The organism is Gelidibacter sp. (assembly GCF_053579655.1).
Window position 1 is genome coordinate 1 of sequence record NZ_JBMDWE010000040.1, and the last position, 12,299, is coordinate 12,299.

The 12,299-nt window shown below is 37.0% G+C and carries 9 protein-coding genes; 6 read left to right on the plus strand and 3 right to left on the minus strand.

All coding sequences use genetic code 11. From position 1 onward, the window contains the following. A partial coding sequence (locus ACOH2D_RS15785; protein ID WP_449535829.1) for a DUF2207 family protein occupies positions 1–431 on the plus strand: 431 nt, incomplete at its 5' end. A gap of 363 nt (positions 432–794) precedes the next feature. Here the strand turns inward: ACOH2D_RS15785 and ACOH2D_RS15790 are convergent. The 3 genes from ACOH2D_RS15790 to ACOH2D_RS15800 form a co-directional block, all read right to left on the minus strand. Next, entirely contained in the window at positions 795–1,277 is a 483-nt protein-coding gene (locus ACOH2D_RS15790) for a ferritin-like domain-containing protein (protein WP_449535830.1), read from the minus strand. Positions 1,278–1,757: 480 nt separating this feature from the next. Beyond that, positions 1,758–2,231 carry a ferritin-like domain-containing protein gene (locus ACOH2D_RS15795; RefSeq protein WP_348036374.1) on the minus strand — a complete coding sequence of 158 codons (474 nt, stop codon included), beginning with the start codon at positions 2,229–2,231 and terminating at the stop codon, positions 1,758–1,760. A 288-nt stretch (positions 2,232–2,519) separates the two neighbouring features. Beyond that, the gene (locus ACOH2D_RS15800; protein WP_449535831.1) at positions 2,520–3,074 is read right to left on the minus strand and encodes an RNA polymerase sigma factor; all 555 of its coding nucleotides are present in this window, start codon (positions 3,072–3,074) and stop codon (positions 2,520–2,522) included. A gap of 244 nt (positions 3,075–3,318) precedes the next feature. Between ACOH2D_RS15800 and ACOH2D_RS15805 the strand changes: the two genes are divergently transcribed. From ACOH2D_RS15805 to ACOH2D_RS15825, 5 genes are all read left to right on the plus strand, one after another. Further along, the gene (locus ACOH2D_RS15805) at positions 3,319–4,437 is read left to right on the plus strand and encodes a FecR family protein (RefSeq protein ID WP_449535832.1); all 1,119 of its coding nucleotides are present in this window, start codon (positions 3,319–3,321) and stop codon (positions 4,435–4,437) included. Positions 4,438–4,591: 154 nt separating this feature from the next. Beyond that, positions 4,592–8,089 (plus strand): TonB-dependent receptor, encoded by a 3,498-nt coding sequence (locus ACOH2D_RS15810; RefSeq protein WP_449535833.1) that lies wholly within the window; start codon positions 4,592–4,594, stop codon positions 8,087–8,089. A 14-nt stretch (positions 8,090–8,103) separates the two neighbouring features. Beyond that, positions 8,104–9,525, plus strand: a complete 1,422-nt coding sequence (locus tag ACOH2D_RS15815) for a RagB/SusD family nutrient uptake outer membrane protein (RefSeq protein ID WP_348036370.1) — start codon at positions 8,104–8,106, stop codon at positions 9,523–9,525. Positions 9,526–9,543: 18 nt separating this feature from the next. Beyond that, positions 9,544–10,578, plus strand: a complete 1,035-nt coding sequence (locus ACOH2D_RS15820; protein ID WP_449535834.1) for a TlpA family protein disulfide reductase — start codon at positions 9,544–9,546, stop codon at positions 10,576–10,578. 405 nt (positions 10,579–10,983) lie between these two features. Further along, complete coding sequence (locus tag ACOH2D_RS15825; RefSeq protein ID WP_449535835.1) at positions 10,984–12,297, plus strand: M16 family metallopeptidase; 1,314 nt, start codon at positions 10,984–10,986, stop codon at positions 12,295–12,297. Positions 12,298–12,299: the final 2 nt, after the last annotated feature.

Genomic DNA, 12,299 nt, shown 5'->3' on the forward strand with positions numbered 1-12,299 from the left:
ATGTTATTCTGACGATTTTGCTCATCATCATGAACAAGCACATGATTAAAAAGAACGCGAAAGGAAACACCGCATTATCAGAATTGAAAGGGTTTAGACAATTCATCAAAGTCGCCGAAATCAACAAATTGAAAATGCTGATCATTGAAGATCCTCATTATTTTGAAACCACCATGGGTTATGCCCTTGCTTTTGGTTTGTTTGACAAATGGGCAAGCAAGTTCGAAGCGTTAAACATACCACCGCCAACTTGGTACAGTTCATCATCAACGGTACCTTTAACGATGAATAGTTTTTCCAATTCATTTGCCAATACGATGTCATCAGCTAAATCGACAATGGTCAGCTCGCCGACTACTAGTAGCAGTGGATCGTCGGGAGGAGGTTCATCGGGTGGCGGATTTGGTGGCGGTGGCGGTGGGAGTTGGTAATGGAATTACAATTCAAAGTAGAGTCGCGCTAAATAAATTCCCTAGATTTAATAAGTTCGGTAAACTCAATCTGAAATAAATGCTCTTATTGAGGCTGTAAAAACATAAAAAAACCTCCATTACGGAGGTTTTCAAGAGGTCTTCAATTTTAATTTTTCATTACTAATAATGGTTGTCCGTAAACTGACAAATGGTCAAAATAGACATAAGATAAAAGGACGCTTCGATAAACTCAGTGTATCGCGTAAGACATAAGACTCATTCATTCTGAGCACAACACCTCTTTTTTAACAATGTATTGTCTTACGTCCTATGTCCTAATGTCTTAAGTTTTTTTAGGTAACGAAGTAGATTAGCATATTGCTAATTAAGTGATACTTCTAAGTCAAGTGTTTTTACTTGCTTAAGAGTGTTTTTAATGCCATTTAATTGCGATTGCAGCATGCTAATTATTTGTGGTGCTAAGGTGTTTCTTTTCAGTACATCTCGATATTCATTAATCTTCGCTTTCTCACCACGAATGACTTCTTCAAGAACAGTCTCGTCGTTATTGCCAGCGACAAAGTTTTTAACGTCAATCCAAGCGCGGTGCAAGGTTCCAGTTCTGCTGCCATTTTCTTTTGGAATTTCGTTTAAGCTGCGAATTTCCTGATCAATTTCAGTTAGAAAATTACTACGTTGTCGAGCTTGTTGTTGTAAAAATGTTTTTAATTCAGGATTTTTTACGTCAACCATTGCTTTTCTATAGCCTTTTTGAGCATCATAATTCTTGGTTATAATAATTTGTAAAACATTAACGGTATCTCTATTTGTTTTTTCTCTTGCTTTTTCTAATGTGGTTTTCATAATTTATAATTTCTTGATTATCTATAGTATAGGCATATAATTCTTATTATTGTATTAAAGAAATCACATTTGGCACAACGTTAACGTTTGTTATTCAGTTATTTATCCTGAAAACAGAAGGTCGTAATGTCGGTTTAATTTTCAATAGGAGAAACAGAGTCCATCCGCTCTCTTACAAATTTTTGAACTAAAGATGGAGATACCTTTGTGGTATGAGCTTCAACATATTTATTAGAGATATTCAAATACCCGACAAATTCTATGTTTTATGAATTATCCATTTCTTCTCAACACGCGCACTGGATGTTCTAGGGAAATAAGAGCTTCCAGGGAAGTGGTATAAGCTTTTTATAGGCCTAATGTAAGTTTAAAATTAATATTTATTCCTTTGAGCTTTACATTCGTGAGTTGGAAGGTGATTTCATAAAAAAGCCGTCTCAATTAGTTTTGAGACGGCTTCCAATTTTATATAATTATTTTTTAAACTATATCTTCAAGTGTTTTTACACGACTGAGTGTGTCTTGAATATCACTTAATTGCGATTTTAATAGACTGTTAATTTTTGGGGCTAGAGTGTTATTTTTCATGACCTCTTGATATTCATCAACACTTGCTTTTTCTCCACGAATCACTTCTTCCAATACCGCTGCATCGTCATTGCCCGCTACTGAGCTTTTAATTTCAATCCATGCGCGGTGCAATGTTCCAGTTAGACTACCACTTTCTATTGGAGTTTCATCGAGATCGCGCAGTTCTTTATCAATGGCTGTTGCAAAATGACTGCGTTGTACGGCTTGTTTTTGTAAGAAGTTTTTTAATGCAGGTGTTTTCGCATCTTGCATCGCTTTTTTATAACCTTTTTCGGCGTCATAGTTCTTTTCTAAAATACCTTGCAATACGTTTACGGTGTCTTTATGTGCTTGTTCCTTTGCTTTTTCTATTGTGGTTTTCATAATATTTGATTTTTAAGTTCCTCACTAATTTACAAACATCACTCTCAAAATTATCTTAAAAAAATCTTATTTGGGAAGGTATTAACACAAGTTTTAATATTTCTTAAAAAATGTTAATATAGTTGTGGATCAATCGATTATGTTGTGATTATGAAGTGGTATCGAAGCCAAATAACAGGAACAAAATCCGGTGGGTTCTGTCGCCAGTTATTGAGCGAAGTATGGGAAATTTAGTGGTCATCAAGGGCAATTTAATCAAATTAAGGTGCTTCTTTATTTATACAAACCTTAGTCCATCATCAACACAAACAACAACAAATCTTCTTTATAATCTTCTCGAATTTTTATAAACGCCACCCGCATTTGGGATTCCACGGTTTTTATGGAAAGTCCCAAGGATTCTGCGATTTCCCGGTATTTCAAGCCCTCCATCTTGAGTTTGACGATTTCTTGGCAACGCTCTGGTAATTGTTCGATCACACGCCATAAACGTTGGTTTTTTTGTTCCAGTTCAGCTTCGGTGGGTACGGCAATGGTTTGGAGGGCTTCATATTTGAGCTGTTCCAAAACGCTGCCTTCTTTCTTTTTTTGACGCAATCTGGTCAGAAATTGGTTGTAGGCCATTTTATATAAATAGCTTTTTACTGAAGAGCGGATTTCAATCGTGTCGCGTTTGTTCCAGAAATCCACAAAAACCAATTGTGCTAGGTCTTCTGCGGCATGAATATCATTGGTGAAATTGACCAAATAGGAGCATAGCGGACGGTAATGACGCTCAAAAAAATACTTGAAAGCCAAAGTGTTACCTTCTTTTATTTGCCCAATTAAACTAGTGTCATTCATTGCGGATTCTGTGAAATTTGCGATGAAGTTAATATTAATTAACGAAACTCTATTTTGAATCCCGACGTTTCGGAAGCCATTGAAATAGATGTCTGCCGTTCGGCAGCTTCAAAATAGACGGTTGAATTCAACGCTTTTTTTCAACGCGATGGTAAATTTAATACCTTTTATTAAAATAATTTTAAAATTTCTTAAGGGTAAATCATTTTTTGCGCATCATAGGTGTAAATAAGTCAAGCATATTTTGAAAAAGATTATCATTACATATTTAAACGATTCTGTTTCCAATGAAGATTTGGAGCTTTTGAAGCGGTGGCTCCAAAAACCAAAGAACCAAAAGAAATTCAAGGAACTTGTACGGGTCAACCATGAATTGAACAGCTTGAATGGTCATGTGGATGCGGAAAAAGCCTATCAGAACGTCCTCAAGGAAATCAATCGCAGTAAAGGTTCTGGTGGCTTTCTAAACCTCTTGAAATATGCGGCCATATTTGTTGGGGTTTCCATTATCGGCTATGGCATTTATCAGCGTACCGCTGATGTGGTGCACTTGCCAAGTGAAACACAAATTGTTTTACAATTGGAAGATGGGACGATTCAAATCGTTAATGAAGGTCAAAATGCCGTCATAAACAATGCCTCAGGACATAAAGTATCGGAGCAAAAAGATCACGAGTTGGTTTATGTTCAGGATTCTACAGAAACAGTTCTTCGCTATAACACCTTAAAAGTGCCTTACGGAAAAACTTTTGGCATTACCTTGTCTGACGGGTCTAAAGTCACATTGAATGCGGGCTCAGAACTTAGGTATCCAGTTCAGTTTATTGCCAATGAGAAAAATCGCACAGTGTACTTAAACGGTGAGGCTTTTTTTGATGTTGTCAGAAATAAAGAGCATCCATTTATAGTCAATACACAAGATATGGATGTCGAAGTTTTAGGAACACTTTTCAATGTGTCGGCTTATAAAGATGATCATAAAACCTTTACCGTATTGGTAGAAGGAAAAGTGGCAGCACATAACAAATTGTCTGCTCAGGATTCTAAAGTCTTAGAGCCTAATCAAAAAGTGTTTTTTAATGGTGATCAATTAGAATTAATCCCAGTAAACGTTCAAAAATATGTGGCATGGGTACAAGGACAATTGGTTTTTGTAGATGATCCTTTTGTCGTGATCGAGAATAAATTAGAACGCAAATATAATGTAACGTTCAATAACACTTATAGTGCACTTGATGACATCAACATTACAGCGACCTTTAAAAGTGAAACTATTGATCAAGTTTTAAAAACATTTCAGACCTATATAGAGTTTGATTATAATATAAAGAATGGTGTAGTAACGATTACCAAACCGAAATAAGATGAGATTCCTCCCGATAGCTATGGGATTAGTAGAAACATTATAAGATTCCCACCTACGTGGGAATGAGAAAAAAAGGAAGATGCGCCAACACCTTCCTCAGTATTAATTAGTGATTCAACCGTTTGTTAACCAATTAAATCGATGTAAACTTATGAAAAAACAACGAATTAAAAATGTGCTTTCGTGCATTTTGAACCAATCCCATCTGAAGATGAAATTTTCTCTCCTCTTTTTGTTTGTCAGTCTGTTGCAAGTTAATGCCTCTAATAGTTATGGCCAAAACCAGAAAGTAACGATGAATGAAGATGCCGTTTCAATGACGCAAATATTTCAACAAATCGAAGATCAAACCGATTTGCATTTTTTCTACAATACTAAGGACTTGGATGTACGACAAAAAGTGTCCGTCAATGCTGATAATCTTAGGGTTATGGAATTGTTGTCGCAGTTGTTTCAAAATAAGGGGATGACCTATCAAATTTTGGGCAATCAAATCGTATTGAAAAAAGCAGGTGCTCCACTAGAGCCTTCTGTAACGGCTCAAATTATTCAAGAACGTGAGTTTAATGGTATTATCATTGATGAAACGGGGATGCCTATGGCGGGCGTTACCGTGGTTCTTGAAGGCACTCATGCTGGGACTGTTTCCAATTATAATGGGGAATATTTCATAAAAGTGCCAGGTAATGGCCAAGTTTTGGTTTTCTCTTCATTAGGATATCAAACCCAACGTATTACTCTAGGAGATAGCACAATTGTTGATGTGGTTATGAAAGAAGATTTTAGCCAGTTGGATGAAGTGGTATTGATCGGTTACGGCGAGCAAAAACGTGAAGACGTTACAGGAGCGGTATCTTCTTTAAAAACAGAAAACATTGTACAAGCTGCTACCGGAAGTGTTGGTTTTGACCGCGCTCTTGGTGGTTTGGTAAAAGGTGTGCAAGTGTCCCAAGGTACTGGACGTCCAGGATCTCCCGTGCGTTTGAATATTAGAGGGGTGACCTCGCCTTTTTCTTCTGCAGGTTTGAACCAACCTTTATATGTTATTGATGGGATACCTTTTAATATTGATGGTGCAGGTGCTTCAAATGCCTTGTTAACCTTGAATCCTGCCGACATTGAAAGTTTTGATGTTTTAAAGGATGCTGCTGCAACCTCCATTTATGGATCTCGTGGTGCGAATGGTGTGATCATTATTAATACCAAAAAAGGAAAACGTAACCAAGCGGCCTCCATAAATTTATCTTATGCTACCACTTTGGCGCAACCTATTAATACAGTCAAAGTTTTGGACGCTAATCAATATCGTAATTTTTATGATCTGATGATCGGAAACAGTGTGGATGCCATGAACGCTGGTCAATTAGATCCTTTCTTTGCTTTTGATTTGGATAATATAGGCAATGTTGAACTTGATTTTGATACATTCATGGTCAATTATGGTGGTTTGCGTGAAGAATATTTTGGAAAGGCAAATACCAATTGGAACAAGGAAGTTTTCAGAAGTTTAGCCATAACCAAACAAGCTAACGTGAGTGTTGCGGGTGGTAGTGAAAAAACCAACTATGCATTGAGCTTAGGGTTTGTTGATCAAGATGGTTTGACTGTAAGAGATGGCTTAAAACAATATACTTTGGGCATGTCCTTGGATACCGATGTGGCCAAACGTGTAAAAGTGGGTGGATCGATTAATATAGGTCATACAGAGTCAAATTCTGGAGAAGATGATTTGTTTGGAGAGTATACCATCAATACCTCGATTGCACGTGCACGTCCTGACTTACCTGTGTACGATGCCAACGGACAGTTATTGGCGCAGCCAGATTATGCTTACGGATTTGAAACTTTTGAGCCGAGTCCATTATTGCGTTTGCAAAACAAAACCAATAACAAAAATTACAACTTTATTGGAAATTCCTATATAGAAATTGAGCCAGTAAAACATTTGAAAGTTAAAGCAGATGTCAACGCCGCTGTTTTTTATACCGACAATAGTTCATTTATTCCAAAAAGAACACAAACCTATTTTGGCGCTCCAAACGAATCTTATTTGAACGAATCGAATACGATGGTGTCTAATATCACTAGTAATTTGCAAGCCAACTATGACTTAACACTGTCTGCTAATCACCATTTTAATTTTATGGTGGGTGCCGCTTGGGATCGAACTAATCTGGAGAGAAGTAGCCAGTTTTACGCAGGATTTCCAGATGACTATGTTCTTATTAACGGATCTTCTGCCGAATCTGTTCAGGCTTATAGCAGCAACCGAGTGGAAAATGGGATGAACTCTCTGTTCTCTCGTGTGACTTACCGTTACAGAAATCTATACAATGCAACGCTCAATTATAGAACGGATGCGTCTTCAAAATTTGGCCCAAGCAACCAACGTGCTAGTTTTCCATCGTTGTCTGTGAGCTGGAATATTGCCAATGAAGAATTTCTTGCAAAGAATGAAACGGTCAACGTCTTAAAATTAAGAGCAAGTGCAGGACGTGTTGGTTCTACTAACATCTCTGATTTTGCATACTTACAGTTTTTAAAATCAGACTCCAATGATCTTTATCAAGGGAATTCTGCACTAGTATTTAGCAATAACTTTCCTAATAAAAATGTGGGTTGGGAAGAAACTGAGGAAATTAACCTCGGTTTGGATTTTGAATTTTTCAAATCGCGTTTAAGAGGTGGTGTGGATGTCTATAGCAGAAAGACTAAAGGAGGCTTGGTTCCTACGCCAATTCCTTATGAGTTGGGTTCTACTTTGTATTATGCAAACTTTGTAGATGTGAGCAATAGAGGTGTGGAAGTAAGTTTGGGTGGAGATATCATCAAAACTGAAGATTTCTTGTGGACTGCCAATGTCAATTTTTCAATTAACAGAAACAAATTAGATAAACTAAATGGTTCTAACATCAACCCATACCAATTAGATTATTTTGTTGAAGGTCAACCGGTCGGAACCATTAAAGGTTATAAAGTGACCAAAATTTTCCAATCACAAGATGAAGTTGATGCCTTAAACGATGCATCTCCAACGGGAGTTTACGATCAATTCTCAACGGGAGCTGGTGATTATATGTATGCAGATACTAATGGTGATGGACGCATTACTGTTGACGACCGCGAGATTATCGGTAATATTGAACCTGATTATTTTGGAGGAATCTCAAATACCTTCACCTACAAAAGCTTTAGTTTGTCAGCATTGCTACAGTACTCTGTTGGTGCTGAATCGCTTTGGGATGCTATTCCAAGGGGAACTTTCAACCAATTGGGAGAAAACAAATACAGTGAATATGCATTGAACACCTGGACACCAGAAACTCCTAACGCTCGTTATGCAAGAGCACTTTATTTTGATCCTTCTGCAAGTGGACGTATTTCAGACAGATATATGTATGACACTTCATATTTGAGATTAAAAAGTTTACAGTTGAGCTACAATTTCAATCCGCAACTCATGAAAAAAATCGGAGTTAGCGATGCGAAATTAATGCTTACAGGAACCAACTTATTGACATGGACCAAATGGCCAGGTATTGATCCTGAAACTTTTTCAGAAAGAGGTGGCATCATTGACCAAGTGAATAACGAAGATCCGTATCCATTGGCTAAATCATTCTCTGTAGGTGTTCAACTTCAATTCTAAAAAAACATATCTAAATGAAAACATATAGCACATTATTAAAATCAATCCTCTGCTTGTCAATCATCGTCTTGGCTACGAGTTGTAGCATTGATGATATCAAGCCTATCAATCAATTGACTGAAGAAAATGCAGTTAGAGATGCCGCCTCAGCGCAGTCCGTTCTTAATGGCGTTTATGATTTGGGTCGTGAATTTGACGTCAGTAACTTCCCGCTGTATTTAGCAGCTTATGGAAATGAAGGACGCATTGTTGGAAACGGCTTGTCGGGTTATCAGGGTTTTAACACCAATGAAGTGCCTGTTCAAAACATATATTTGACCAACCTTTACAATGGATTGTACAAAATCATAAATTTGAGCAATTTCTTGATTCAAGAATTGGAAGCAGGAAAAGCCATTGATATATCTGATTCGCGTAAAGCAGAAATGATTTCTGAAGCCAAATTTCAACGCGCGTTTACCTATTTTAACTTATTGCGTTATTTTGGACAGTTCTACGATATTAACTCCCCCTATGGTGTGGTTGTAAGAACCGAATTTGCTAATGAGATCGTCGCACAACCAAGAAATTCCGTAAAAGAAGTTTACGCACAGATCCAATCTGATTTACAATATGCCTCCGAAAATGGGCCTGTTTATGTGGATCATTATTATTCTGGTAGTTTAGCCGCAAAAGCATTATTGGCTAAAGTAGAATTGTACTTAGGCAATTTTGACACGGCTGCAACACTTGCAGAAGAAGTGATCAATAATGGCGAAGGTTATGCCTTGGAAGCTAATTATGGAAGTATTTTCATGAACAGTTTTAACTCTTCAGAAGTTATTTTCGCACCATTCTCCGGAAAAGGTGCTGAAGGAGGAAGCCAAATGGGTTTGATCAACAGAACAACTTTTAGTGAAAGCTTAAGAAGTTTAGCTGATGCTCAAGTGGGAACTTCTAACGATGGCGATCTATTTGAAGAAGGCTCTGGTTATGATCCACGTTTTAGTTATGCTTATTCTGATGATACTCAAGGTGTAAATACGCAAGGTAAATATCCGTTTGGAACGACTTCGGGAGGACAAAACAATACCATTTACCACTTGCGTTTAGGAGAGTTCTATTTGATTCACGCTGAAGCGGAAGCAAGACGTGTTGGAGGAGATCTTGAGGCGGCCTTAGAGAGTTTAAATACGATCAGATTGCGGGCAGGCGTAGCTGAGAAAACGCTTTCAAATAAGACTACTTTGCTAGAAGACATTCGTCAGGAAAAACTTTTGGAATTGTTTTTTGAAAATGGCGAGCCATGGTTTGATGTTGTTCGTTATGATATCTTAGGCAATCTTAGTGCGTCAACCATTAAGTCGACTTTGACTTCTAAAGATAAATTTATATTGCCAATGACTTCTCAGGTAAGGATTGGTAATACTAACATCGTCCAAAATCCTGGATATTAATAAATAAGAATAATACAGATGAGAAATTTAGTAGTAATTGCAATGATCGTGTTGTTTGCTTCTTGTAAGCAAGAACCACATGTTCCTAAAGATTATGCCGTGATTCACGGTACTATCAAGAATGTAAATGACAGTATTAGTCTTCGTCTTTACAATCCTGAAACTTCAAAATCAGTAATTATTGAAGTGGACAAAGATGGAAACTTTAGAGACACTTTAAAGTTGGATAAGCCAACCTCGTACAATGCTGTTTATAACAACATCTTTGTGATGTATCTTAAAAATGACATGGATCTTCAAGTGGATTTTGATTCCGAAAAAATTCAGGAAACCATCACTTTTAAAGGAAAGGGCGAAGATGAAAACAACTTTTTAAAATTTAAGTCTAAGCATGTAGCAGGACTTTTTGGAGAAGATTATAAAGAGTACTTAGGCTTGAATGCCGAAGATTTCAATACGACGACCCACAAGTTTTTAAAAGATTTTAATACAGAATTGGATAAGAAAGCAAATGTTCTAGACTCCGCTTTTGTAGCCAAAGAAAGAGCAGACATAGAGGAATTTAAAATCAACATGGAAGGACAACACCAAGAGCAATTGGAAATCAATGCCAAGTTGGGCCAAGGGAAGCCTTCTCCTGATTTTAAAAATTATACCAATTACAATGGTGGTAAAAGTTCTTTAGCCGATTATAGAGGCAGCTATGTATATATTGACGTTTGGGCAACTTGGTGTGTGCCTTGTATTTATGAAATTCCATTTTTGGCCAAAGTTGAAAAGCAATATGAAGGCAAAAACATCAAATTTTTGAGTATTTCTGCTGATCAGCCTAAAGATGAACAGAAATGGCGTAAAATGATCAAGGACAAAAACATGCACGGCATCCAGTTAATGGCTGATAATGCGACAGAATCACAGTTCTTTGCGGATTATTACATCTATGGCATTCCACGTTTTATCCTGTTGGATCCACAAGGTAATATTGTTGCTTACGATGCACCAAGACCTTCAGAAGAAAAGTTGAAAGACCTTCTTAACAGTTTAGATATTTAAAAATTTTGAGATTAGTAGTAATACTTTAATTTGAATTAGCCTTCGATAAAGTAGTAAAAGGGTCATTCATTTTGGATGACCTTTTTTGAGTCTAATTTTATATTCCCAATTCCAGCAATTAATTGAAATAAACCTACCGATTTTATTTAGATTATAGAATGTTTTTATAAAAGCCGTTTTACTTTAACTAGGAAACGCTTTTAAGAATGTATGTTAGACTGCCAATTATATAGTAAGAACCAAATTATGGCCTCCATATTCAAATCAGGTTAATTTCTAACTTGTTTATACTTTTCAGTCAAGGGCTAGATTTTAAATCAAAACTCGAATAATTATTTTGTTGCGACTAAATCTCGTAAATTTCATCACTTTATAAAAAAGTCTTATAAACCATTGCTTTACTATATGAAAAAACTATTGCTTTTATTCCTTCTGGGTGCTTCACATTTAGGCAGCGCACAAATGAAGGTTGATGATGTTAAAACGTTTACTTTAAAAAACGGAATGAAATTTTTAGTTGTTGAGGATTTTTCCATTCCCAATGCTAATATGTATTTGTTTTACAAAGTGGGCAGCCGTAATGAATATCAAGGCATTACGGGCTTATCCCATTTTTTTGAACATATGATGTTTAATGGCGCCAAAAAATATGGTCCTAAAATGTTCGATCAAACTATGGAGTTCAATGGCGGTTCCAATAATGCCTATACAACTTCAGACGTAACAGTTTATACGGACTGGTTCCCAGCTTCAGCAGCCGAGGTCATGTTCGATCTGGAAAGTGATCGTATTGCCAATTTGAGCATCGATCCTTCCATGGTAGAAAGTGAGCGCGGTGTGGTGTTAAGCGAGCGCAGAACCGGCCTTGAGAATTCCCCTTGGAGACAGTTGTTTGAAACAGTTCAGGCTACCGCCTTTCAGGAACATCCGTACCATTGGCCAGTGATTGGTTATGAAGATGACATGAAAAATTGGACCCAAGCTGATTTGGAACGCTATTTCAAGACGTATTATGCGCCAAACAATGCTGTGGTGATCGTTTCGGGAGCACTTAAATTTGACAAGGTAAAAGCCTTGGCCGAAAAATATTTGGAACCTATTCCTTCACAGCCAGAACCACCAAAAGTGCATATCGTTGAACCGAAACAAACAGGAGAGCGTCGCATTACGGAGCAGAGAGATGTCGCCACGCCTTACCTTTTGATTTCATACCATACGCCAGAAACCAAAAATGAAGATTACTATGCACTCAGTATGTTGAGTTCCATTTTGGGTAATGGGCAGTCCTCGCGATTATATTCAGAATTGGTGGATAAACAACAATTGGCCACACAAGTATTTACATCTTTTGATACTTCATTCGACCCTAGCTTGTTTTCTATTGGAGCAGTTGCAAATAGAAATGTAAATGAGTCTGATTTGGAAAAGGCAATTTATATCGAAATCGATAAAATAATAACAGACGGCATCAGTCCAGCTGAACTTCAGAAAGTTAAGAATCAGAAATTAATGGAGTTTTACAGCCAGACGGAAACGATCAATGGTAAATCCAATACGCTTGGTACCTACGAAGTCTTTTTTGGGGATTATAAAAAAATGTTCAGTGCTCCTGAAAACTATAATAAAGTTACGGTAAAGGATATTCAAGATGTTGCTAAAAAATATTTTTCAAAAAGCAATAGGACTGTGGGAGTTTTAAAATCAAATGTTGAAAATTAAGG

Excerpts from the sequence above, each read along its gene's own strand:
- ACOH2D_RS15790 (WP_449535830.1), bottom strand. The coding sequence starts at position 1,277 with ATGAAAACCACATTAGAAAAAGCAAGAGAAAAAACAAATAGAGATACC.
- ACOH2D_RS15795 (WP_348036374.1), bottom strand. The coding sequence starts at position 2,231 with ATGAAAACCACAATAGAAAAAGCAAAGGAACAAGCACATAAAGACACC.
- ACOH2D_RS15800 (WP_449535831.1), bottom strand. The coding sequence starts at position 3,074 with ATGAATGACACTAGTTTAATTGGGCAAATAAAAGAAGGTAACACTTTG.
- ACOH2D_RS15810 (WP_449535833.1), top strand. The coding sequence starts at position 4,592 with ATGAAAAAACAACGAATTAAAAATGTGCTTTCGTGCATTTTGAACCAA.
- ACOH2D_RS15815 (WP_348036370.1), top strand. The coding sequence starts at position 8,104 with ATGAAAACATATAGCACATTATTAAAATCAATCCTCTGCTTGTCAATC.
- ACOH2D_RS15820 (WP_449535834.1), top strand. The coding sequence starts at position 9,544 with ATGAGAAATTTAGTAGTAATTGCAATGATCGTGTTGTTTGCTTCTTGT.
- ACOH2D_RS15825 (WP_449535835.1), top strand. The coding sequence starts at position 10,984 with ATGAAAAAACTATTGCTTTTATTCCTTCTGGGTGCTTCACATTTAGGC.